This is a genomic window from Streptomyces fulvorobeus (assembly GCF_013167895.1).
Taxonomy (GTDB): Bacteria; Actinomycetota; Actinomycetes; order Streptomycetales; family Streptomycetaceae; genus Streptomyces; species Streptomyces fulvorobeus.
In genome coordinates this window covers 4,858,069-4,882,136 of sequence record NZ_BLWC01000001.1, presented here as the reverse complement: position 1 = coordinate 4,882,136, position 24,068 = coordinate 4,858,069, and the positions used below count along the sequence as shown (strand labels likewise).

At 70.8% G+C, this 24,068-nt stretch carries 15 protein-coding genes and 2 pseudogenes; 3 read left to right on the top strand and 14 right to left on the bottom strand.

What is annotated here, in order from left to right:
• Positions 1-13: 13 nt before the first annotated feature.
• The gene (locus Sfulv_RS21940; RefSeq protein WP_173316258.1) at positions 14-2,917 is read right to left on the bottom strand and encodes a vitamin B12-dependent ribonucleotide reductase; all 2,904 of its coding nucleotides are present in this window, start codon (positions 2,915-2,917) and stop codon (positions 14-16) included.
• Between the two features lie 159 nt (positions 2,918-3,076).
• Positions 3,077-3,589, bottom strand: coding sequence for a transcriptional regulator NrdR (gene nrdR / locus Sfulv_RS21935; RefSeq protein WP_173316257.1), 513 nt, complete (start codon positions 3,587-3,589; stop codon positions 3,077-3,079).
• Positions 3,590-4,085: 496 nt separating this feature from the next.
• Between nrdR and lexA the strand changes: the two genes are divergently transcribed.
• The gene (gene lexA, locus Sfulv_RS21930) at positions 4,086-4,883 is read left to right on the top strand and encodes a transcriptional repressor LexA (RefSeq protein WP_173316256.1); all 798 of its coding nucleotides are present in this window, start codon (positions 4,086-4,088) and stop codon (positions 4,881-4,883) included.
• Between the two features lie 195 nt (positions 4,884-5,078).
• Here lexA and Sfulv_RS21925 read toward each other — a convergent pair whose 3' ends face one another.
• Genes Sfulv_RS21925 through Sfulv_RS21905 form a run of 5 tightly spaced genes read right to left on the bottom strand, consistent with a single transcriptional unit; the run spans position 5,079 to position 13,141 of the window.
• The gene (locus Sfulv_RS21925) at positions 5,079-7,049 is read right to left on the bottom strand and encodes an ATP-dependent DNA helicase (protein WP_173316255.1); all 1,971 of its coding nucleotides are present in this window, start codon (positions 7,047-7,049) and stop codon (positions 5,079-5,081) included.
• A gap of 38 nt (positions 7,050-7,087) precedes the next feature.
• The gene (locus Sfulv_RS21920) at positions 7,088-9,001 is read right to left on the bottom strand and encodes an IucA/IucC family protein (RefSeq protein WP_173316254.1); all 1,914 of its coding nucleotides are present in this window, start codon (positions 8,999-9,001) and stop codon (positions 7,088-7,090) included.
• A gap of 60 nt (positions 9,002-9,061) precedes the next feature.
• Positions 9,062-9,787 (bottom strand): GNAT family N-acetyltransferase, encoded by a 726-nt coding sequence (locus Sfulv_RS21915; RefSeq protein ID WP_173316253.1) that lies wholly within the window; start codon positions 9,785-9,787, stop codon positions 9,062-9,064.
• 47 nt (positions 9,788-9,834) lie between these two features.
• Positions 9,835-11,724 carry an IucA/IucC family protein gene (locus Sfulv_RS21910; RefSeq protein WP_173316252.1) on the bottom strand — a complete coding sequence of 630 codons (1,890 nt, stop codon included), beginning with the start codon at positions 11,722-11,724 and terminating at the stop codon, positions 9,835-9,837.
• Between the two features lie 28 nt (positions 11,725-11,752).
• The gene (locus Sfulv_RS21905) at positions 11,753-13,141 is read right to left on the bottom strand and encodes a diaminobutyrate--2-oxoglutarate transaminase family protein (protein ID WP_173316251.1); all 1,389 of its coding nucleotides are present in this window, start codon (positions 13,139-13,141) and stop codon (positions 11,753-11,755) included.
• A 315-nt stretch (positions 13,142-13,456) separates the two neighbouring features.
• Between Sfulv_RS21905 and Sfulv_RS21900 the strand changes: the two genes are divergently transcribed.
• Positions 13,457-14,680 carry a trypsin-like serine peptidase gene (locus Sfulv_RS21900; RefSeq protein ID WP_173316250.1) on the top strand — a complete coding sequence of 408 codons (1,224 nt, stop codon included), beginning with the start codon at positions 13,457-13,459 and terminating at the stop codon, positions 14,678-14,680.
• Between the two features lie 129 nt (positions 14,681-14,809).
• Here Sfulv_RS21900 and hflX read toward each other — a convergent pair whose 3' ends face one another.
• The 6 genes and pseudogenes from hflX to miaA form a co-directional block, all read right to left on the bottom strand.
• Positions 14,810-16,330, bottom strand: a complete 1,521-nt coding sequence (gene hflX, locus Sfulv_RS21895; RefSeq protein WP_173316249.1) for a GTPase HflX — start codon at positions 16,328-16,330, stop codon at positions 14,810-14,812.
• 184 nt (positions 16,331-16,514) lie between these two features.
• Positions 16,515-17,965, bottom strand: a pseudogene (locus tag Sfulv_RS21890) (M1 family metallopeptidase).
• Positions 17,966-18,051: 86 nt separating this feature from the next.
• Positions 18,052-20,195, bottom strand: a pseudogene (locus Sfulv_RS21885) (RelA/SpoT family protein).
• Positions 20,196-20,334: 139 nt separating this feature from the next.
• Positions 20,335-21,207, bottom strand: coding sequence for a diaminopimelate epimerase (gene dapF / locus Sfulv_RS21880; protein WP_173316248.1), 873 nt, complete (start codon positions 21,205-21,207; stop codon positions 20,335-20,337).
• 64 nt (positions 21,208-21,271) lie between these two features.
• Entirely contained in the window at positions 21,272-21,709 is a 438-nt protein-coding gene (locus Sfulv_RS21875) for a hypothetical protein (RefSeq protein WP_173318100.1), read from the bottom strand.
• 107 nt (positions 21,710-21,816) lie between these two features.
• Positions 21,817-22,755, bottom strand: coding sequence for a tRNA (adenosine(37)-N6)-dimethylallyltransferase MiaA (gene miaA, locus Sfulv_RS21870; protein ID WP_173316247.1), 939 nt, complete (start codon positions 22,753-22,755; stop codon positions 21,817-21,819).
• A 240-nt stretch (positions 22,756-22,995) separates the two neighbouring features.
• Here miaA and Sfulv_RS21865 point away from each other — a divergent pair, with 240 nt between their 5' ends.
• Complete coding sequence (locus Sfulv_RS21865) at positions 22,996-23,235, top strand: antitoxin (RefSeq protein ID WP_173316246.1); 240 nt, start codon at positions 22,996-22,998, stop codon at positions 23,233-23,235.
• Between the two features lie 81 nt (positions 23,236-23,316).
• Here Sfulv_RS21865 and Sfulv_RS21860 read toward each other — a convergent pair whose 3' ends face one another.
• Complete coding sequence (locus Sfulv_RS21860; protein ID WP_173316245.1) at positions 23,317-24,036, bottom strand: class III extradiol dioxygenase subunit B-like domain-containing protein; 720 nt, start codon at positions 24,034-24,036, stop codon at positions 23,317-23,319.
• Positions 24,037-24,068: the final 32 nt, after the last annotated feature.

Here is a 24,068-nt window from a genome sequence, read left to right as displayed (position 1 = left end):
CGGGCTCAACGGATCAGCTGCAACCGCTGGTCGAGCCGCAGCCCTCGCAGATGTAGCAGGAACCGGCGCGCTGCATCTTCGTCCCGCAGGAGAAGCAGAGCGGCGCGTCCGCGCTGATGCCGAGCTGCATCTCGACCAGCTCGGCCGAGGTGTGCGCCGTCATCGGAGCCGGCTTCTCGGCCACCTGGTGAGCGGCGACCGCCTTCAGGGGCTCCGCCTGGAGCGGAGCGGACTGGGCGAGGCTCTCCGTCTCCACGTCCTCGTCCTCGAACGCCGGCTCGTACGAACCGGTGTCGAGGTGACGCTCACGCTCCTCGGCCGAGTGGATTCCGAGCGCGGACCGCGTCTCGAACGGCAGGAAGTCCAGCGCCAGGCGGCGGAAGATGTAGTCGACGATCGACTGCGCCATCCGCACGTCCGGGTCGTCCGTCATACCGGCCGGCTCGAAGCGCATGTTGGTGAACTTGGAGACGTACGTCTCCAGCGGCACGCCGTACTGGAGACCGACCGAGACCGCGATCGAGAAGGCGTCCATCATGCCCGCGAGGGTCGAACCCTGCTTGGACATCTTCAGGAAGACCTCACCCAGACCGTCGTCCGGGTAGGAGTTGGCGGTCATGTAACCCTCGGCGCCACCGACCGTGAACGAGGTGGTGATGCCGGGACGGCCCTTGGGCAGGCGCTTGCGGACCGGGCGGTACTCGACGACCTTCTCCACCGCGGTACGGATGGTGCCCTCGGTCTCCGCGATGATCTCGGTCTTCTTCGCCTCCCACTTCTTCGTGGAGAGGGGCTGGCCGACCTTGCAGTTGTCGCGGTAGATCGCGAGCGCCTTGACGCCCATCTTCCACGCCTCGAAGTAGACCTCTTCGACGTCCTCGACGGTGGCCGTCTCCGGCAGGTTCACCGTCTTGGAGAGCGCGCCGGAGATCCACGGCTGGATGGCCGCCATCATCCGGACGTGACCCATCGCGGAGATGGACCGCTCGCCCATCGCGCAGTCGAAGACCTCGTAGTGCTCGGTCTTCAGGCCCGGGGCACCGATCACGTTGCCGTGCTCGGCGATGTGGGCGACGACCGCCTCGATCTGCTCCGGCTGGTAGCCGAGGCGCCGGAGCGCCTGCGGGACCGTGCCGTTGACGATCTGCATGGAGCCGCCACCGACGAGCTTCTTGAACTTGACCAGGGCGAGGTCGGGCTCGAGGCCGGTGGTGTCGCAGGACATCGCGAGACCGATGGTGCCGGTGGGGGCGATGACCGACGCCTGGGCGTTGCGGAAGCCGTTCCTCGCGCCCAGCCGGATCACGTCCTGCCATGCCTCCGTGGCGGCGGCCCAGATCGGCGAGTCCAGGTCGTCCACGTGCACGGCGACGGCGTTGGCGTCGGAGTGCTGCTTCATGACGCGCTGGTGCGGCTCCGCGTTACGGGCGTAGCCGTCGTACGGGCCGACGACCGCGGCGAGCTCGGCGGAACGCTTGTACGAGGTGCCGGTCATCAGCGACGTGATGGCACCGGCGAGCGCGCGGCCGCCGTCACTGTCGTAGGCGTGGCCGGTCGCCATCAGCAGGGCGCCCAGGTTGGCGTAACCGATGCCCAGCTGCCGGTAGGCGCGGGTGTTCTCGCCGATCTTCTGCGTCGGGAAGTCCGCGAAGCAGATCGAGATGTCCATCGCGGTGATGACCAGCTCGACGACCTTGGAGAAGCGCTCGGACTCGAAGGACTGGTGGCCCTCGCCGTCGTCCTTGAGGAACTTCATCAGGTTCAGCGAGGCCAGGTTGCACGAGGTGTTGTCCAGGTGCATGTACTCGCTGCACGGGTTCGAGCCGTTGATCCGGCCGGACTCCGGGCAGGTGTGCCAGTGGTTGATGGTGTCGTCGTACTGGATGCCGGGGTCGGCACAGGCCCACGCCGCTTCGGCCATCTTGCGGAAGAGGGACTTCGCCTCGACCTCCTCGATGACCTCACCGGTCATCCGGGCCCGCAGCCCGAACTTCCCGCCGGACTCGACGGCCTTCATGAACTCGTCGTTCACGCGGACCGAGTTGTTGGCGTTCTGGTACTGGACGGACGTGATGTCGTCGCCGCCCAGGTCCATGTCGAAGCCCGCGTCGCGCAGGGCGCGGATCTTCTCCTCCTCCTTGACCTTGGTCTCGATGAAGTTCTCGATGTCCGGGTGGTCGACATCGAGAATGACCATCTTGGCCGCGCGGCGGGTGGCCCCACCGGACTTGATCGTTCCCGCGGAGGCGTCGGCACCCCGCATGAAGGAGACCGGGCCCGAGGCGTTGCCGCCGGAGGAGAGCAGCTCCTTGGAGGAGCGGATACGGGAGAGGTTCAGGCCGGCACCGGAGCCGCCCTTGAAGATCATGCCCTCTTCCTTGTACCAGTCGAGGATCGACTCCATGGAGTCGTCGACGGCCAGGATGAAGCAGGCGGAGACCTGCTGCGGCTGAGGCGTCCCGACGTTGAACCAGACCGGGGAGTTGAAGCTGAAGATCTGGTGCAGGAGGGCGTAGGCCAGCTCGTGCTCGAAGATCTCGGCGTCCGCGGGGGAGGAGAAGTAGTTGTACTCCTCACCGGCCTTCCGGTACGTCTTCACGATCCGGTCGATCAGCTGCCGCAGACCGGTCTCACGCTGCGGGGTGCCGACGGCCCCCCGGAAGTACTTGCTGGTGACGATGTTGACCGCGTTCACCGACCAGAAGTCGGGGAACTCGACGCCACGCTGCTCGAAGTTGATCGAGCCGTCGCGCCAATTGGTCATGACGACGTCCCGGCGCGCCCACTCCACCTCGTCGTACGGATGCACGCCGGGGGTGGTGTGAATGCGCTCGATACGCAGACCCTGCCGATTCGCAGTCGACTTGGTTCCCTTGGTGCGGGAACCTCGTGCCGGGCCGCTCGCCGTCTCTGTCATGCCGCCTCCCATATGTGGGCAAAAACGCCCTGAAGTGCCCAGTTCTTCCCAGGGCACAGTGTGTGTCTGATGCTCCGGACGCCGCTCGCGGCGCCGGAAGCAGGTCTTGGTACCGCTCCGCCTCCGGCCGGCAGACCTCAGCCGGCCGGCCGGTGCCGATCAGTCGGCGGCGATGGCGGGTGCGGGGACCTCAGGGGTCTCGCCGCTCCCGCGCCCTTCCGTGGGAGGCCGTTGCTCGCGGAGTTCCGCGATGGCGGCCTCGAAGTCCTCGAGTGAGTTGAACGCCCGGTACACGGACGCGAACCGCAGGTAAGCGACGAGGTCGAGTTCCTTCAGGGGCCCGAGTATGGCCAGACCCACGTCGTGGGTGGTCAGCTCGGCGCTGCCGGTGGCACGCACCGCCTCTTCGACCCGCTGGCCGAGCTTGGCGAGCGCGTCCTCGGTGACGGGCCGCCCTTGGCACGCCTTACGGACACCGGAGATGACCTTGGTACGGCTGAAGGGTTCCGTCACGCCGCTGCGCTTGACCACCATCAGCGAACAGGTCTCCACCGTGGTGAAACGGCGGGAGCAGTCGGGGCACTGGCGGCGGCGTCGGATCGACGTGCCGTCGTCGGTGGTGCGGCTGTCGACGACCCTGCTGTCGGGGTGCCTGCAGAAGGGGCAGTGCATGGTTTCCATCCCTCCTTCGCAGCACGACTGAATAGCCTCCCCAGGCCCGTCACGGACCCTTCGAAGCAGGCTCAAGCATAGGCGATCGCCGTTCCCCGACCGACCGGGGACCACAACTTCTGGGCGACTGAGGCAATCCAACCACTAGATCTAGGGTTTCGTCGCACTTGCGGCCCCAGCGCGTGTCGCGCCTGCCGGAACCGCGGCGGCGGTGCCCAGCCAGGCATGAGGGTACGGGAAACGTGTGGCTCCGCCGAGGGCGGGGCACCCCTCGCACGACGGCGCCGGACGCACGGAAAGGGCCCCCGCACGCACGCGGGGAGGCGCGGACGTTACCGTAATGGTCGGAATTGCCGCAGCCCAAAGGGCGCCCATACACCCCGCCATAAGCCACTGGCGGGCCTTTATTTGTTTTTCACTCGAACGTGTGTTTGGCGCAACCTTTCGAAAGCTACTACCGTTGTCCAACTAGGGAGAACATTCGAGAGGGGCCGACGTGACCACCACCGCAGACAGTGCCGCCATCACTGCCCAGGACCACCGCTCCCAGAGCCGACTTGAGCCGGTGCATGCAATGAATGACTCAGTCATGAACACGGAGGGGCAGGAGCCCGCGCGTCCCGCGCGCTCGTTGCCCGGCCGCCCACCAGGAATCCGGTCGGACAGCTCCGGGCTCACGGACCGGCAGCGACGGGTGATCGAGGTCATTCGCGATTCGGTTCAGCGCCGAGGGTACCCGCCCTCGATGCGGGAGATCGGCCAGGCGGTGGGACTGTCCAGCACGTCGTCCGTCGCGCATCAGCTGATGGCTCTGGAGCGCAAGGGATTCCTGCGTCGCGACCCCCACCGCCCTCGTGCGTACGAGGTCCGGGGCTCGGATCAGCCCAGTACGCAGCAGACCGACACCACGGGCAAGCCCGCCGCCTCGTACGTCCCGCTGGTCGGCCGGATCGCCGCCGGTGGCCCGATCCTCGCCGAGGAGTCGGTGGAGGACGTCTTCCCCCTCCCCCGCCAGCTCGTGGGTGACGGAGAGCTCTTCGTACTCAAGGTCGTCGGTGATTCGATGATCGAGGCCGCGATCTGTGACGGCGACTGGGTCACGGTCCGGCGCCAGCCGGTCGCGGAGAACGGGGACATCGTGGCGGCCATGCTCGACGGCGAGGCCACGGTCAAGCGGTTCAAGCGCGAGGACGGCCACGTATGGCTCCTCCCGCACAACTCCGCCTACCAGCCGATCCCCGGCGACGAGGCCACCATCCTCGGCAAGGTGGTGGCGGTGCTGCGGCGGGTCTGAGACCCCATGTGCCAGAGCGGGCCCCGGGATGCACTGCGCCGATCCCGGGGCCCCGCCCTGTCCTAGGGGCCCTCGCCCACCGACCCGTGCCACGGCCCCCGCCTGCCGGGCCATGCCCCGGTCCCTCGGCTACGGGACGCGCGGGACGCTGGACCGGGAGCGCTCGCCGCCCGGCCCGGAGGCCGCTGTGTGCCGCTACCGCCCCTCGGCCCTGGCCGACGCGTCGATGGCGGCGAGTGAGCGCCGCACCTGGCCTCGGTCCGTGGTGTACCAGAAATCGGGCAGGGAGGCGCGTAGATAGCTTCCGTACCGGGCGTTGGCCAGCCGGGGGTCGAGCACGGCGACCACTCCCTTGTCACCCGTGGCCCGCACGAGCCGTCCGGCGCCCTGGGCCATCAGCAGAGCGGCATGCGTCGCCGCCACGGCCATGAACCCGTTGCCGCCCGCCTCCTCGACCGCCTTCTGCCGAGCGCTCATCAGCGGATCGTCGGGGCGCGGGAACGGGATCCGGTCCATGATCACGAGCTGGCAGCTCGCTCCCGGGACGTCGACACCCTGCCAGAGCGAGAGCGTGCCGAAGAGGCAGGTCTCCGGGTCGGCGGCGAAGTTCTTGATCAACTCCCCGAGCGTCTCCTCCCCCTGCAGGAGGATCGGCTTCCCGAGCCGGCCCCGCAGCTCCTCGGCAGCCGCCTGAGCCGCCCGCATGGAGGAGAACAGCCCCAGGGTCCGGCCGCCCGCCGCCTCGATCAGCTCGGCGAGCTCGTCCAGCATGTCGGTCCGCGAGCCCTCGCGTCCCGGCGTCGCCAGATGGCGGGCCACGTAGAGAATCCCCTGCTTGGGATAGTCGAAGGGCGAGCCCACGTCGAGGCCCTTCCACTGCGGGATGTCATCGCCCGCGGTGCCTTCGGGGGCGAGTCCCAGGGAGGCTCCCACCCCGTTGAAATCGCCGCCGAGTTTCAGCGTCGCCGACGTCAGGACGACCGAACGATCCGCGAAGAGCTTCTCCCGGAGCAGGCCGGAGACGGAGAGCGGCGCGACCCGCACGGACGCGCCGAAACGGTCGTGCCGCTCATACCAGACGACGTCGTACTCGGAACCCTGGGTGATGCGCTCGGCGACCCCGTGAATGGTCTCGACCGACGCCATCGCCTGCTTACGGACCGCGTCCTCGTCCTGCACGGACTTGTCCCGCGTGGAACCCAGCGCGGAGATCACCGTGCGAGCGGCGTCCCGCAGCGCCATCAGCGCGTAGCCGAGATCCTCGGGGACCTCCTCCAAGCGGCCGGGCAGCGCCAGCTCCATGACTCTCTCGAAACCCTCGGACGCCGTGAGGAGCGCGTCCGCCGCCTTCTCGTTGACCAGTTTGGCCGCACGGCGCACCGCGCGGTTCACCTGGCCGGGCGTGAGCTCCCCCGTGGCCACACCCGTCACCCGGGAGACCAGCTCGTGGGCCTCGTCGACGATGAGCACCTCGTGCTGCGGGAGCACCGGGGCGCCCTCGATGGCGTCGATGGCGAGCAGGGCGTGGTTGGTGACGACCACATCGGCGAGTTTGGCCCGCTCACGGGCCATCTCGGCGAAACACTCGGCGCCGTACGCGCACTTCGAGGCCCCGAGACACTCGCGGGAGGAGACCGAGATCTGTGCCCACGCCCGGTCCGAGACGCCGGGTGTGAGGTCGTCCCGGTCCCCGGTCTCCGTCTCGCCCGCCCAGTCCCGCATGCGGAGCAGATCCTGTCCCAGCTTGCTCGACGGCGCTGCCGCCTCGAACTGGTCGAAGAGCCCGTCCTCCTCCTCCTGCGGCACCCCCTCGTGGAGCCGGTGGAGGCAGAGGTAGTTCGACCGGCCCTTGAGCATGGCGTACTGGGGCCGGCGCCGCAGTATCGGATGCAGGGCGTCGACCGTACGCGGGAGATCCCGCTCCACGAGCTGGCGCTGGAGCGCGAGGGTCGCCGTGGCCACCACGACGCGCTCCCCGTGCGCCAGCGCGGGCACCAGATAGCCGAGGGACTTGCCCGTGCCGGTACCGGCCTGGACCAGCAGATGGGAGTGGTCGTCCACGGCCCCGGCAACGGCCTCGGCCATGGTGACCTGGCCGGGCCGCTCCGTACCGCCGACTGCGGTGACGGCGGCGTGGAGGAGTTCGGTGAGGGATGGCTTCGTCATAGCGCGACCAGCCTACGGCGCGGCACTGACATCAACGGTCAGTCCCGGACCCGGGGGCTGGGGTGGAGCGGGTTGGGGACGGTGCCGTGCACGGCGGCGTGCGGGCGTTGCGCCCGGTCCCGGTAGCCGTCCAGATGCAGGCGGTTGCGGTTCAGACAGAGGCGCTCGATGCGGGGGGTCAGCAGGTCGAACATCTCGAACCGGTCCTTCAGTTCGGGGAACCGCGCGTGATACCGGACGATCTCCGCCCGTACGAGTGACCAGAATTCGTCCTCCGGCACTCCCAGCTGTTCCTCGCAGAGGGGGGACAGATAGCGGAAGACCCCGACGAACAGTCCGGAGTGGATGAACTGGGTGAGGAAGGAGGGCTCCTCCGTGAGCAGGATGCGGCGCACGGCCTCAGGCATGCCGTCGTGCTCGGGCAGCGGCTGGGCGCTGATGTTCACGTCGTCGACGAAGTCCTTGATCGCCAGGCGCACGGGGACGTCCTGGCCGTCGAAGACGACGATGGCGTTCTCACCGTGCGGGGAGAAGACCGTGCCGTAGCGGTAGAGGAAGTGCAGGAGCGGAGGGAGCAGGGCCACGAAGAGGCGCGTCAGCCAGGCGGTGGGGGTCAGCCCGGACCTGGTGACCAGCTCCGCCACGAACGCGCGGCCACGCGGGTCGGTGTGCAGCAGCGAGGCCAGGGTGCGGGCCCGCTCGCCGGGCGCGAGCCTCGGGTGCAGGGGCTCCCGCCAGATCGCACCGAGTATCTCCTTGTACTGGTACGGCGTCTGGGGAAGACGGTCGTAGAGGGGGTGCTCGACGGCCACGGAGGCGACCTCGCCGAGCAGGATGACACCGCAGGCGTCCCGGAGGAACGGGTCGGTGTCGCACCGGCCCTGGACCCAGGCGGTGACGGCCGGGGCTGCGAGCGTGCGCTCGGTGGGGAGTCCGCGCCAGACCAGGGTGTTGAGGATGGAGAGCGGCAGCTTGACCGTGTGCCGGTCCTGGCGGGTCACGTTGGTGAAGGTCCGGATGGACTGCTGCGGCAGCCGCAGATCGTCGTCGGCGTGCAGCGCGACGACGTCGCCGGCCGCGATCGCCGGGGCGAAGTGCGGGGCGATCCACTCGTCCCACTGCCACGGATGGACCGGAAGAAAGAGGTACGTACCGGGGTCGAGGCCCCGGGCGCGCAGCGTGGCGTCGAAGGAGGCCCGGACGGCCGGGTCCAGTTCCTGCGCGTAGAGGTGCTCGGGGTCGGCGAGGCGGGGGACCCCGCGGTAGCCGGCGATGCGGGTGCTGACGGCGATCCAGGGCAGCCGGACCCTTTGGCGGGCTTCCGGCGCGAAGCGGGCCGTGTCATCGGCGGAGAAGCCGAGGCGCCCCTTGTTGGCGACGAGCCAGGGATGGCCGGTCTGGTGGCCTTCGAGCTCCGCGTAGTCGAGCTCGGCCAGTCGGGCCGCGCTGACGGCGGTGTGGTCGAGTCCGGCGTCGGCGGCGAGAGTGGCGGTGAGCTCGCGGATGAGGTGGCCGAGCGTGGCGCCGTCGATACCCAGCAGGCCGTGGGCGCGGGCGAGAAATCGCAGGGGGTCGCGGAACGGCCTCGGAGCGCCGGAGGAAGCGCCGTTCAGCCCGGGCGCCGCGTCGAGGGCGCCACCGCTTCGCCCCGGGTCGCTCGCGCAGTGGTCCGTGCCGGTTTCGGTGATCGAGCCGGAGTCGACGCGCCAGCTGCCGTAGACACCACGCCGGGCCCGGAAGCGCAGGGTCGCTCCGTCGTCGAGAGGGAGCGAGTAGGTGCCGTCCGCCCCTCCCAGCGCGGTCGGCTCGATGATCTGCTCGTAGGCGAACTCTCCGAGCATCTTGGCGAGCAGCCGGGCCGCTGCCCGGTCCCAGCCCGCCCGGTTCAGTTCCGGAGTGCTGTGCGGCGCGTGGGGCTCCGCAGAGTCATGGCTCGCGGGATATTTCGGCACGGGGACTCCTCCGGGTGGAACCGATGGGGTTCGAGCGGGGTGAGCAGGTCGGTGAGTCGTTCACAGCTGGGTGCGGTGGGCTCGGTCGCGCACCATCAGAGCGGCTCGCTTGTCGGGCAGTTCGACTTCCGCCGAGAACCGGAAGCCGGCGCTCAGGAAGGCGGAGACGGAAGGGGTGTTACGCATGTCCGGTTCGGCCACGACCCGTGCGCACCGCGGAAGGTGGTCGAGTACGAGGTCGGAGACGGCGCGGAGCAGTGCGGTGCCCACGCCTCGGCCGCGGTCGGTCACGCCGCCGATCAGGAGGTGGATACCGGTGTCATGCGGCCTGGCCGGATAGTGGCGGGCCAGCGGGTCGAGATCCGCCCGGTAGATCTCCCAGTAGCTCATGGGCACTCCTGCGAGCACGCCGAGGCAGGGCACGCTCCGCCCGTCTCCCTCCAGCTGTGGTCGAAGGTGCGCGGCGGTGACGGCTTCGGCCCCGGCGAGTTCCCAGAAGGCGGCGACCGCGGGGTCGTTCATCCACCGGCTGATCAGCTGGAGGTCGCGTTCCAGGCGGACGGGTGCGAGCTGGAAGACACCGGCCGCGGTGGTGACGGGGCGCCAGGCCCCTGGGTCACCGAGCAGGGAGGAGACGGCCGGCCGGGTGGCGGGCGCCGCCGGGTCCTCGCGGAACAGAGCGAGCAGTTCCTCGGAGAACCGCAGGTCCAGTGTGTCCTCGACGCCTGTGGCGAGCTGGGGGGCGGCGTCGGTTCCGGTGTCCGTGTGCGCGTCGGCCGGAGGCACGTGACGCTCTCCTCTCGGGGGTCAGATGGTCATGGTTCGAGGGACTTTCACGGCCGGAGGGGGTTGGCGATGGAGACGTAGACGGACTGGGTGTCGACGGGACCTACCAGCTCGTCGAGGCCGTGCAGCCGGGTCAGCAGATTGGCCTTGCATCGCAGGTGCGGGGTGTCCAGCAGGTAGCCGGGCAGCGGTGAGCCGAGTTCCGAGACCCCGTCGAGGAAGCGGCGGAGGGCGGCGAGGAGCACCTGTTCGTCCGCGAGGCGCTGGGCGCCGAACGCTCCGATGAGGCCGAGGACGTTGTTGATGCCCAGGTAGTAGGCGAAGCGCTCGTCGGTGACCGGGTCCGGGACGAAGGTGTCACTGCGCGCGCCGATACCCGGAAGCCGGTGTTCGAGTGCGGCACGGCGGGACTCGCGGAAGTAGTAGCCCTGGTTGTCCCGGTAGCGCCCGCCGATGGGCCAGCCATCGGGGTCGAGCAGCACCAGCGTGTTCTGCTGGTGGGCTTCGAGGGCGACCCCCGCCGTGGCGTCGAGCCACAGGATGGGCCGTACGACCCGGTCGAGGTAGCGCAGGAACCACTCGGCGGAGACGGCGGCCCTGGTACGGCCGGTGCGGACGGCCAGCCGGGAGACGCAGACGGCCAGGCGCGAGTGTGTTCCCGTGCGGTCCGGCCACGGGCGCGGGGCCGTGAGCCCGGCGATGCAGACGGCGTCGTCCCCAGGAGCGAACGGGTTGTGCCGGAGCATCACGTCGAGCCCGGGGACAGGCGTGCCTTCGGCGGTGTCCACGGCCAGCCAGGCGGGATCCCGGACGATGTCGAAGCCGGGATGCACGGTGTGCCACTGTGCGGCGAGGCCGCTGCGGAGCAACCGGTGGACCTCCACGCCCCGGTGGAGTTCCTTGCGGAGGTTCTCCCGGCGGGAGTTGGTGATACGTACACCCAGGGACAGCTTCAGCATGAGGTCGGCACCGGACCGGTACACGGTGCGGACGGAGGACGTGGGGTGCCAGTGCCTCCCGTGGGCGCCGAGGTCGTGGAGCAGACCGGCCTCGAACAGCGCGCCGACTTCCGGGCGTCGCATCAGCTCGGCGGCCTGCCAGGGGTGGAGCGGGAGGGCGGTGGTCTTGTCGGGGACGGGCAGCCCGTCCGCGAGCGGTGCGACGAGTTCCTCCGCCGGCACCGGACGGCCCCTCCGGGTCCAGGCCGACTCGGTGGCGAGGACCGACCGGTCGACAGCCATCCAGTGGAGGGGGAAGGAGCCGTGCAACTCGGGCGAGTAGAGACGGGCTTCGGCTTCGGAGAGGCCCTCACGGCTCTTGGGGGTGGGGTGGAGGGGATGGCCGAGGAGAAGTGACTGCTCGGCGGAGAGAAACAGGTCGGCCCCGGCCGGCCCGGACGGTGTGCGCCGCCGCTCCCCGATGAACACGGCTGTGTGCCGTACGGAGTCGGCGACCCTGGCCACCAGGTCGGAGCCCGCGTTCCGGTCGGCTTCACGCCCCAGGAGAGCCGCTAGGGTGACCGCGTCGACGGGCGGGGCGGCATCGGGCGCGGTCTCCAGGAGGGGTGAACCGAAGCGGTGCCAGCCGGTGGCGGACCAGTAGAGGACCGGGACGAGAAGGGCGGCGCCGCTCTCGGGGAGCGGGATGCGCAGCGTGCCGCGGTCCGGGCGGCGGAGGCCGTTCTCCCGGGCCCAGCAGCGCAGGAGGTTCTCGGTGCCCGCCGCGTCCGCGGCCCTGAGCGGGTCCGGGTGGTCGAGGAGGTCCTGCTGCGCGGCGCCGGTGGACGCGCCGGCGGGGATGCGCCGGTCGCCGCGGGGCGGGGTCTTCTGACGCGGCACGGTCGTCGCCTCGACCGCCACCGGGCTGTTGGGTCCGTCCTGCCCGGGGTGGGGGCCGGGGGGAGGGTCGTCGGCCTCGGGCGCGGGAGTGGGGTTCACGGCGGTCTTCCTTACGGGGTGTCCGGGATCAGTGGTGCGGCCCGGCAGTGGTCCGCCGGTGCGGCGAGCGTTCCGCAGCTGACAGCGCGTCGGCGAGGCGGTCGACGACCGCTGTCGCCTGTTCGTCGGTGAGAGTCAGGGGAGGGAGCAGACGTACGACGGCGGAGTGGCGTCCGCCGAGTTCGACGATGAGGCCGCGGCTCAGGCATTCCTGCTGGACGAGGGCGGCCAGGGCCGGGTCGGGGGGCGGGGCGGTGGGGCGGTCGGACCGGCCGGCGGGCGCGGCCTCGGGGTCGACCAGTTCCACCCCGATCATCAGACCGCGTCCCCGGACGTCTCCGATGCCGGGATGGTCCCTCCGCAGCTCCTGGAGACGGGCGAGCATCCGGTCACCGAGTGCCGCGGCGCGTTCGGCGAGCCGGTTCTCGCGCACGTACTTGAGGGTGGCCGCGCCGGCGGCCATGGCCAGCTGGTTGCCGCGGAAGGTGCCGGCGTGGGCGCCGGGCTGCCAGAGGTCGAGTTCGGACCGGTACACGATCACCGCGAGGGGAAGGGAACCTCCGATGGCCTTGGAGAGGACCATCACGTCGGGCACGACGCCGCTGTGCTCGACCGCCCAGAAGGCACCGGTCCTGCCGACCCCGGTCTGCACCTCGTCGGCGATCAGCGCAATGCCGCGCTCCGCGGTGATCTCGCGCATCCGCCGCAGCCAGTTGTCGGGCGCGGGGTTCACCCCGCCCTCGCCCTGGACCGGTTCCACGATCATCCCGGCGGGAGCGGGCACCCCCGCCTTGGGATCGTCGAGCAGGTGCTCCGACCAGTGGGCGGCGATCTCGGCCCCGCGCTCCCCGCCCACACCGAAGGGGCAGCGGTACTCCTGCGGGAAGGGCAGCCGGGTCACCTGTACGTCCGTGGCGCCACCCGACGCGGCCAGCGCCCCGGCCGTCATCCCGTGGTACGCGCCCGTGAAGGCCAGGAGTCCTGTGCGGCCGGTCGCGGCGCGGACCAGGGTGAACGCCGCCTCGACGGCGTCCGTTCCCGCGGGTCCGCAGAACTGGATCCGGGCGTTGTCCGCGAACTCCCGCGGCAGGGTGGCGAAGAGTTCGGTCGTGAACGCGTCCTTGACCGGGGTGGCGAGATCGAGCACGTGCAGCGGAGCTCCGGAGTCGATGACCTTCCTGATCGCCTCCAGCACCACCGGATGGTTGTGGCCCAGGGCCAGGGTGCCCGCGCCGGAAAGGCAGTCGAGATAGCGCCGCCCGTCCGCGCCCTCGATGGTCAGCCCCCGGGCGCGTACGGGCACGATCGGCAGGGACCGCGCGTACGTACGGGCCGCCGATTCGCGCTGTGCCTGACGGCGCAGGATTCCCTCGTGCGCGGGGGACGTGGTCACCGGAGCTGGTTCGGTCACGGCCACGGCTGTTACTCCTCCTGCTGTCACAGTTGCGCGCTGCACGTCGGTACGTTGCCCCCGGGAAGGGCCGTGGCGGTGAACTCCACCCGGGTGTCCCCCGTACGTACCAACGACGCCGGTCGCGGGGGATCACGGGTAAGTCCGAAGATCCTGGCGGAGGCGGAACCGCGGCCCTGCCGGGGACCGTCCCCTTCGGCACCGGCATAGTGGGGCCCGCACTCGGGGCCGGGCCGGTCGTTCCGGTGCGCGCGGCGTGCCGGCACCGGCCGCAGTGCCTTGCCGAAGTATCGAATGACGAAGTCCCAGGGGGATCACCACATGCGACCCATCCGCCCGACCGATGCCGCACACCGTGCGAGGAGCGCACGTCGCAGGCTCTCCCCTGTGCTCGCCGCGGCCTCCCTCGCCACCGTCCTGGCGCTCACCGCCACCGCGTGCGGGCCGACCGGGGACGACGCGAGCGCCACGCCGAGCAGCTCCACCGGTCAGTCCTCCGACAGCAAGATCAAGATTCCGGACGATCTGAAGAACCGGCTCAAGGAGCACGGCATCGACCTCGACCAGTGGAAGAACGGCGAATGGAAGAACTGGGACAGGGACAAATGGCTGCGTGAGGCGAAGGACTACGTCAATCCGATCATCGAGGACCTCTGGGACCCGGACCGGATGCGGGATGCCGACAAGTCCCCCGAGAAGCCCGTCGACAACGACATCTCGGGCGACGACGGCGTGACGGACCCGACGCCGGCCCCGGTGCCGGCCACGCCCGTGGCCACGCCGTACCACGAGGACGCGCCGGAGTCGGGCAAGCTCCTGTTCGACGGGCCGGCCGGTTCGATGGTCTGCTCCGCGACGGTCGTGCAGGACCCCGCGCACCCGGGCAGGTCCAACATGGTGTGGACCGCCGGGCACTGCGTGCACGCGGGCAAGAAGGGCGGCTGGTACCGCAACATCGCCTTCGTCCCGTCGTACAACGACAGCGGCCTTTCGGTGGCCGAGCTGGAGAACGCGACCAAGGAGCAGATCGCTCCGTACGGCGTGTGGTGGGGCCAGTGGGCCCAGACCTCCGAGCAGTGGATCGCCCAGGGCGCCCCGACGGGCGGCCAGGGTGCCCCGTACGACTTCGCGGTCCTGCACGTGACCCCGGAGAAGGGGTCGACCGGCAAGTCGCTCGAGGAGACGGTCGGTTCCGCGCTTCCGGTCGAGTTCGACGCACCGCCCGTCTCCGAGATCGCCGAGATGACGGCGACCGGCTACCCGGCCGCCCCGCCGTTCGACGGCCAGAAGGCACTTCGCTGCACGGACGAACCGGGCCGTCTGTCGGTCTTCGAGGCGGACCCGACGATGTACCGCATCGGGTGCACGATGACCGGTGGGTCCTCCGGTGGCGGCTGGGTCGCCGCGGGCCAGGACGGCAAGCCCGCGCTGGTCTCCAACACGTCCATCGGCCCGGTGACGGCCGGCTGGCTGGCCGGTCCGCGCCTCGGCGCCGAGGCGAAAGGTGTCTTCGACTCGGTGAGCGAGAAGTTCGCCGGGCGGTAGAGCACGGGCGACGGGTGACGGTGACGGGTGACCCGCACCGTTCGTCCGGAACGCCGCCTCCCGGGGCCGCACGCCGAAAGCCCGGCCTCCCTTCACAGGGGAGCCGGGCCTTCGGGTCGTCCGGTGGCGTCAGCCCGTCACGGGGACGAACGCCGAGAGGTCGAAAGCCAGCTGCTCGTGCACCCGTGCCTTGAGCAGCGTGCCCTCCGGGGTGTGCTCCTCGGAGAGGACCTCGCCCTCGGCGTGCACCCGTGAGACGAGGCCGCCCTGGGTGTAGGGCACGAGCACCTCGATCTCGACGGACGGGTGCGGCAGTTGCGCATCGATCAGTGCGAGCAACTCGTCGATGCCGGCGCCGGTACGTGCCGACACAGCGATCGCGTGCTTCTCGATGCGCAGCAGCCGCTGGAGCACGACCGGGTCGGCCGCGTCCGCCTTGTTGATCACCACGATCTCGGGGACGTCGAGCGCGCCCACCTCGCGGATCACCTCGCGGACCGCGGCGAGCTGCTCCTCCGGCACCGGGTGGGAGCCGTCCACCACGTGCAGGATCAGGTCGGACTCGCCGACCTCCTCCATGGTGGAGCGGAACGCCTCGACGAGGTGGTGCGGCAGGTGCCGTACGAACCCCACGGTGTCGGCCAGGGTGTAGATCCGGCCGCTCGGCGTCTCGGCCCGGCGCACGGTCGGGTCGAGGGTGGCGAACAGCGAGTTCTCCACGAGGACGCCCGCACCGGTCAACCGGTTGAGCAGGGAGGACTTGCCCGCGTTGGTGTATCCGGCGATGGCGACGGAGGGCACCTTGTTGCGCCTGCGCTCCTGACGCTTGATCTCGCGGCCGGTCTTCATCTCCGCGATCTCCCGGCGCATCTTCGCCATCTTCTCGCGGATACGGCGCCGGTCCGTCTCGATCTTGGTCTCACCAGGACCACGCGTGGCCATCCCGCCGCCGCCACTGGAACCGGCACCGCCCATCTGCCGGGAGAGCGACTGACCCCAGCCGCGCAGACGCGGCAGCATGTACTGCATCTGTGCCAGTGACACCTGCGCCTTGCCCTCACGGGACTTGGCGTGCTGGGCGAAGATGTCCAGGATCAGGGCGGTGCGGTCGACCACCTTGACCTTGACGACGTCTTCGAGGTGGATCAGCTGGCCGGGGCTGAGCTCACCGTCGCAGACGACGGTGTCGGCCCCGGTCTCCAGAACGATGTCGCGCAGCTCCAGCGCCTTGCCCGAGCCGATGTAGGTAGCCGGGTCCGGCTTGTCACGCCTCTGGAACACGGCGTCGAGCACCTGGGCGCCCGCCGTCTCGGCGAGCGCCGCGAGCTCCGCGAGAGAGATCTCCGCGTCGTGCACGGTGCCGGAGGTCCAGACGCCGACCAGCACCACGCGCTCAAGGCGCAGCTGGCGGTACTCGACCTCGGTGACGTCCTCCAGCTCGGTGGAGAGACCCGCCACCCGCCGGAGCGCCGCACGCTCCGAGCGGTCTAGCTGCTCACCGTCGCGCTCTCCGTCGATGTCGTGGCTCCAGGTGACGTCCTCTTCCATCAGGGCGTCGGCCCGGAGGCCCTCGGTGAGGCTTTCGGTCACGTTCTCCGTAGCGCTCTGCGCCTTCTGCGCGTCCTGGGGAAAGGAAGAAGAGGAGGTCATTGGATCCTTAGGTCGATGGAATTCGCTTACGTCAGTCACAACGCGTGACCTCACCGGATGATTCCCTCGCCGGGATTCCCGGTCGGCCGCAGCGCCGACCCGTTGATAGTGGCACGGCGCCGCCGGACCCGTCACCCGGGTTTACCGGCGTCTCCCACCGCTCCCTGCCCCGCCCGCGCCGGGCTCATCCGGTCTTGGGCTTCTCGCTGCGCCAGTCCGGGTGCCCGGGCATCGGCGGTGTCTTCTCGCCATACAGCCACGCCTGGAAGAACGCACCCAGGTCGCGGCCCGCGATGTGGGAGGCGAGGCCGGTGAAGTCCGCCGTCGTCGCGGACTCGTCCTTGTGGCGCCGCACCCAGGTCCGTTCCAGCCGGTCGAACGCCGCCGTGCCGATCTCCTGCCGCAGGGCGTAGAGGACGAGCGCACTGCCGTCGTACACCACCGGCCTGAACAGACTGATCTTGTGGCCCGGCTCCGGGGCGTCCGGATATGCCGGGGGCCTCCGGCGGCCCGCCAGGCGTCGGACCGGGTGTACGCCTGGCGCATCCGGCGTTCGAGCGGCTGGTCCGCGTGCTCCTCGGCGTACCGGGCCTCGTACCAGCTGGCGTGTCCTTCGTTGAGCCACAGGTCCGACCAGGACTGCGGGGAGACACTGTTGCCGAACCACTGGTGGGCCAGCTCGTGCACCATGACCGAGTCGACGTACCACTCGGGGTAACCGGGCTCGGTGAACAGGGGCCGTTCGAAGAGCGAGAGCGTCTGGGTCTCCAGCTCGAAGCCCGTGCTCGTGTCGGCGACGAGCAGCCCGTACGTCTCGAACGGGTACCGGCCGACCTGGCGCTCCATCCAGGCCATCTGGTCCGGCGTCTTCTTCAGCCACGGCTCCAGCCTGGCCCGGTCCGCGGCGGGCACGACATCGCGCAGGGGGAGCCCGTGGGGTCCGGTGCGGTGCACGATCGCGGAGGTGCCGATGGACACCTGGGCGAGCTCCGTGGCCATCGGGTGCTCGGTGCGGTAGGTCCAGGTGGTCGTGGCCCCGCGGCGCTGGGTGCTGACGGGCAGGCCGTTGGCCACGGCTGTCAGCTTCTCGGGAGCGGTGATCCGGAAGGTGAAGTACGCCTTGTCCGCCGGGTGGTCGTTGCCCGGGAAGACGCGGTGGGCGGCGTCGGCCTGGTTGGCCATGGCGAGGCCGTCCGAGGTGCGCAGCCAACCGCCCTCCGCCCGGCTGCCGTTCGGGTCGCTGGTGTGCCGGACGGTGATGCGCAGGGGCACTCCGGCGGGGATCGCGGTGGGGGCCTGGACGACCAGGTCCTCGCGCGTCGTCGCGAAGTCGGAGGTCAGACCGTTCACTTCGACGGCGCTGACCTTGCCTCGGGCGAAGTCGAGGTTGACGCGCTCCAGAGGTTCGGTGGTCCGGGCTTCGATCGTGGTGACGGCGTCCAGGGGCTCGGTGTTGCGGCCGTCGTACGTGAAGGAGATGTCGTACGACAGGACGTCGTATCCGGGGTTTCCGAGATAGGGGAAGAGTCGGTCCCCGATGCCGAGCGGCTCGGGCGAGGGGAGGGTGGCGGCGACGAGGGTGGCCGAGGCGGTGGCCAGCAGAGCGGCGCGCAGTCGACGGGAGATGAACGGCATGGACTACGGCTACCAGCGACCGCCCGCCCCGTGGGGGTGCCGCGCGCCACACCACCCGAACGAGATCGTCCGGGGCCCGGGAGGCGTCAGCCGGTGGCCGCCTGGTGCTGGGCCCGGCTCACGTCGTACACACCGGGGACGTCCCGCATAACCCGCATGAGTCCGGGAAGCCCGGCGGCGTCCGGGATCTGCAGGGTGTAGGTGTGACGCACCCGCTGCTCGCTCGGTGGTTCCACGGTGGCCGAGACGATGGCGGCGTCCGCCGAGGCGATGGCCTCGGTGAGGTCGGCGAGGAGTCTCGGCCGTCCGAAGGATTCGGCGACCAGGGTGACCCGGCACTCCCCCGCGTCCTGCCACTCCCCTTCGTTCCAGCGGGCCGCGACCGGGGGGCGCCCCGTGGCCCGCATCCGGGCCACCGCGGGACACTCCGTACGGTGCACCGTGACGGCGCCTCCGCGCACGGTGAAGGCGGTGACCTCGTCGGGGGGCACGGGGGTGCAGCAGCCCGCGAGGCGTACCGCCGTCCCCGGTCCGTCCACGGCGACGCTCGCGACGCGCGCCCCCTCCTTGCCGGGGCCGCGCCGCGGGTCGTCCGCGGGCTGCGTGGGCTGCGGTTGCGACTGCGGCCTGGGAGCGTCGGCCCGGCCCGAGGGGGGCTGCTGATCCTCGGGATGGGCGTCGAGCCAGGCGTTGATGGCGATCCGGGCGGCGGCGGTGCGCGCGTGGTCCAGCCAGTCCGGGGAGGGGCCGGAGGCCGCGTCCTGGCTGAGCAGCGGCTGCACGGTGTCGCCGTCGCTCAGTACGGTGCTGAGCGTGGCGAGCCGGCCGTTGACACGCGCTCCGATGCAGCCGTGCGCCCCGTCGCCGTACCGCGCGTACGCGGCGTCGACACAGCTCGCGCCCGCCGGCAGGCCGAGCGTGCCTCCGTCCGCGGAGAAGACCGTGATCTCCCGGTCCTGGGCGAGGTCGGCGCGGAGTGTCGTCCAGAAGGTGTCCGGGTCGGGTGCGGACTCCTGCCAGTCGAGGAGCCGGGAGAGCCAGCCCGGCCTGGTCGGGTCGGCGCGTTCGCCGTCCGCGGGTTCGGACTGCTGGGCCGCCGTGCTGTCCGGGTTCCCGAGCGCCACGACGCCCGCTTCGGCGACCTTGTGCATCTGGTGCGTACGGATGAGGACTTCGGCGACGGCCCCGTCCCGGCCGACGACGGCGGTGTGCAGGGACTGGTAGAGGTTGAACTTGGGGCCGCGATGAAGTCCTTGAACTCGGAGATCACCGGCGTGAAGCAGGTGTGGAGTTCGCCGAGGACCGCGTAACAGTCCGCGTCGTCGGTGACCAGGACCAGCAGGCGCCCGAAGTCGGTCCCGCGCAGTTCGCCGCGTTTGACCCTCACCCGGTGCACGGAGAGGAAGTGGCGGGGCCTGATCAGGACCTCGGCGGAGATGCCGGCGTCCCGGAGCGTGGTCCTGACCCGCTCGGCGACCTCGGCGAGGGGGTCGTCCGGGCCGCCGGAGCCGGCGATCAGGGCCCTGGTGCGCTCGTACTCCTCGGGGTGCAGGATCGCGAAGGCGAGGTCTTCCAGTTCCGTCTTCAGCGCCTGCACGCCGAGACGTTCGGCGAGGGGGATGAGGACGTCACGGGTGACCTTGGCGATCCTGACCTGCTTCTCGGGGCGCATCACTCCGAGGGTGCGCATGTTGTGCAGCCGGTCGGCGAGTTTGATCGACATCACCCGGACGTCGTTCCCGGTGGCGACGAGCATCTTGCGGAAGGTCTCGGGCTCGGCCGCCGCCCCGTAGTCCACCTTCTCCAGTTTGGTGACGCCGTCGACCAGGTAGCAGACCTCCTCGCCGAACTGCTCCCGCACCTGATCGAGCGTCACCTCGGTGTCCTCGACCGTGTCGTGGAGGAGGGAGGCCGTCAGGGTCGTGGTCTCCGCGCCCAGTTCGGCGAGGATGAGGGTCACCGCGAGGGGGTGCGTGATGTACGGCTCGCCGCTCTTGCGCATCTGGCCCCGGTGCGAGGACTCCGCGAGGACGTACGCCCTGTGCAGGACGGTGAGGTCGGCGTCCGGATGGTGGGCCCGATGGGCGTCCGCGACATGGCCGATGGCATCGGGCAGACGGTCGCGGGAGACCGGGCCGAGCAGCGCCACGCGGCCGATCCTGCGCAGATCGATCCGGGCCCGCCCCCGCCTGCGAAGGGGAGCACCTGGATTGGCGGCCTCTGCACTCATGGGCACCTCCGGCGACGTCGGCCGGCGGCGAGGAGGCGCGGATGCGTCCCGGGGCCGGTGCTTGATGCTACCGACCCCACCACGTGGCGCAGTCCGGCTCTCGGTCAGCATGAAACGGATCACCCATTCGAGCGAAGTCCTATCCGTGCACGGTTTCGAGCAGGGCCGGGTCGATGAACCCCTCGGCGACGATCACGGCGGGTCCCGTCATGTCGACGGCCCCGTCCGGGTGCTCGGTGATCATCAGCGTGCCGCCGGGCAGGTCCACCCTGTACGTCACGGGGCTTCCGGTGAGCTCGGGGTCGACGCCGTCCCTGCGGGCCGCCGCGACGGCCACGGCGCAGGCTCCCGTACCGCAGGAGCGTGTCTCGCCGGAGCCGCGCTCATGCACACGCATGGCGACGTGGCGGGGCCCCCGGCCGACGACGAACTCGATGTTGACACCGTCGGGGTAGACGGCGGCGGGAGCGAACTCCGGCGCGGAGTACAGGTCGCCGGCGTGGGCCAGGTCCTCGACGAACACCACGGCGTGGGGATTGCCCATGTTCACGTTGCGGGTGGGCCGGCTGCGGCCGTCCACCGTGACCGTGACGTGCTCCTGGGGGAGCACGCGCTTCCCCATGGAGACGGTGATGTCGCCGTCACCGGCGATGTGCACCCGCTTGACGCCGCCCCGGGTGGCGACGGCGAGGTCGCCCTCTGCGACGAGTCCGGCCCGCTGGAGGTGGCGGGCGAAGACCCGGACGCCGTTGCCGCACATCTCGGCCACGGAGCCGTCCGCGTTGCGATAGTCCATGAACCACTCGGCCTCCGCCGCCATGGCCCGCGCCTCCGGGTGCGCGGCGGAGCGTACGACGTGCAGCAGACCGTCGCCACCGATGCCGGCGCGACGATCGCACAGCCGGGCCACGACGGACGCGGGCAGGTCTGTGCCGTTGTCCGGGTCGGGGATGATCACGAAGTCGTTCTCGGTGCCGTGACCCTTGAGGAAGGCGATCTGCGAAGTGCTCACGGAGCAACTGTACGAGCCGCCACCGACAGCCCGCGAAGGCGGACCGCACGGAAGGAGCGCCGGGTCAGCGCAGCCGGGCGACGCGCCAGACGGCAAGCGCGACCAGCCCGGTGCCGACGATCACGTACAGGGCCAGCACCCGCCAGTCAGGGCGCTCGCCGGAGCCCCTGGCGGGCAGGCCGGGCCAGGTGTGGCCGACGCGGCGGGCGGCCATCATGCCCCAGCCCGCGGCGCAGCAGCTGATCAGCAGGCCCAGCATCGCCACGATGGCGCCGCCGTCGCCGAACTCGAAGGCGAGCGGGAAGGCGAACATCAGCGAGCCGAGTGCGGCGAGCATGACGATCGGCGCGAGCTGCCAGATGCGCAGCCGGCGGGCGGGGCGCAGCTCGACCTCGACCTCGGGGGTCACGTCGTGCTCGTCGGGCCCGTCAGGGCTCAGACGTCCCGCCTCGTGGTGCGTACCCGGTACGTCCCGGTCTGTGTCGCGAGGGCCGGCCTCCATCGCCACGCGCCCTCCCAACTCGGACTCCACTGGTCGATCGATGCTCGATGATGGCACGCTCACGGGCGAGGGAAGGACGGGCGGAGCGTCCCGATGCCATCACGTGATCAGGCTGTAACCGCTCGTTCGACCAACGCCAGCGCCAGTTGCGGGAGTTCCGCGCGCCGGTCGGCGGCACCATTCAGCCAGTGGACGCGCGGGTCGCGGCGGAACCAGGAGTCCTGCCGGCGCGCGAACCGCTTGGTGGCGCGCACCGTCTCGGCGCGCGCCTCGTCCTCGGTGCACTCGCCCGCGAGCGCCGCGAGCACCTGCTGATAGCCGAGCGCGCGGGAGGCCGTGCGCCCCTCACGCAGCCCCAGGGCTTCCAGGGCACGCACCTCCTCGACGAGGCCGGCCTCCCACATCCGGTCGACGCGGACGGAGATCCGCTCGTCGAGTTCGGGGCGGCCGACGTCCACCCCGATCTGCACGGCGTCGTAGACCGGTTCGTCACCCGGGAGGTTGGCCGTGAAGGGCTTGCCCGTGATCTCGATCACCTCCAGGGCACGCACGATGCGGCGTCCGTTGCTCGGCAGGATGGCGCGGGCGGCCGCCGGGTCCGCGGCGGCGAGCCGGGCGTGCAGGGCGCCCGAGCCGTCCCGTTCGCACTCCCGCTCCAGCCGTGCGCGCACCTCGGGGTCCGTACCGGGGAACTCCAGGGCGTCGACGGCGCCCTTCAGGTAGAGCCCTGAACCACCCACCAGGACGGGGGTGCGGTTCTCGGCCAGCAGCCGGTCGATCTCGGCGCGGGCCAGCCGCTGGTACTCGGCGACGCTCGCCGCCTCGGTGACGTCCCAGATGTCCAGGAGCCGGTGCGGGACGCCGCCGCGCTCGGGGAGCGTCAACTTGGCCGTACCGATGTCCATCCCCCGGTAGAGCTGCATGGAGTCCGCGTTGACCACTTCGCCACCGAGCCGCTGGGCGAGGAATACCCCGAGATCGGACTTGCCGGCCGCGGTGGGGCCTACGACGGTGATGACGCGGGGGGTGGGAGCTGGTGTTCTCACCGCCCCAGTCTCCCAAAGACCGGGACACTTCCCGAACAGGACGGGCATGCGGGGCCGTGGGCGCGGAGAACGACGGGAAAGCTCTTATGGGGCGGGCGCACGCCTGGGTAAAATGTTGTACAAATATCCCGTACACGTATTGCCTCCCCGCTCTCGTCCGCACCGCCCCTCGACGAGGCGGCGGATAATGGAGCGGGAGAACACGCCCGAGCACAGTCTCCACCGCACGAAAGGCGACCCATGGGCTTCCTGGACAACCTCAAGGCCAAGCTCGCTCCGGCCAAGGACAAGGTCGGCGACCTCGCGCACCAGCACGGGGGCAAGATCGAGCAGGGTCTCGACAAGGCCGCGCGAACGGTCGATCAGAAGACCAAGGGCAAGTACAGCGACAAGATCGTGACCGGCACCCAGAAGGCGAAGGACGCCGTGGACCGGCTGGGCCACAAGGACGGGGGCGGCGCCAAGCCGCCGACCGCCTGACCTCGGCGGTCCGGGACGTGAGGGGGTCCGGAGCCGATGCGCTCCGGGCCCCCTCACGTACGGGTAGGTCACGGCGGTTCGTCAGGACCACGCGGCGACGGTGTAGCCGACGCCGTACGGGGCGTCCGCGTACAGCAGCTGTCCGGCCAGGCCCGCGCCATCCGCCGCCCCCGCGAGCACCTGCCAGGGCGCCCGGCCGGCCGCCTTGAGCGTGTACGCCAGCGCCGCGTCGAGCGAGCTCAGAGCGGGAAGGTCCGCGTCACCCAGGGCACGGGTCGCGGCCGTATCGAAGTCCGCCGCGCGCTCGTCCAGGTATCCGGGTGCCTTCACCGTGCGGCAGGCGCTTCCGTCGCCCATCACCAGCAGGGCGACCCGGTCGGCCCTGGCCGCCAGTTCCTTGCCGGTCAGGGCGCAGCTGTCGGCCGGCAGCCGCTCCCCCACGGCCAGCCCCTCGACCGCGGCGCCCGACCACCGCGCCCGGTCCACCAGCCACGCGCCCAGTGCCAGCGAGGACGGCAGCGCCCGCCCCGCCGCAGCGGTGTCGCCCGGCGGGCTGCCGAGGCGGACGGAGAGGGCGACTCCGAACCCCTCGAAGGAGCCGGTCGATCCGGCGGGATAGGGCCCCGCGTGGCCGTCGTCGGCGGGCCCGACGACGATCAGCAGATCAGGGCGGGCCGCGGCGAGGACACCCAGGGCGTCCGCGCACGCGGTCCGCGCGTCGTCGAGCTCGGACGCCGCTCCGGCGGCGACCTCGGGGACCAGGAGCGGCGGACAGGGGCAGACGGCGGCAGCGACAAGCATGCCGGTCAGCGTACTGGGGAAGATCTCCGCGC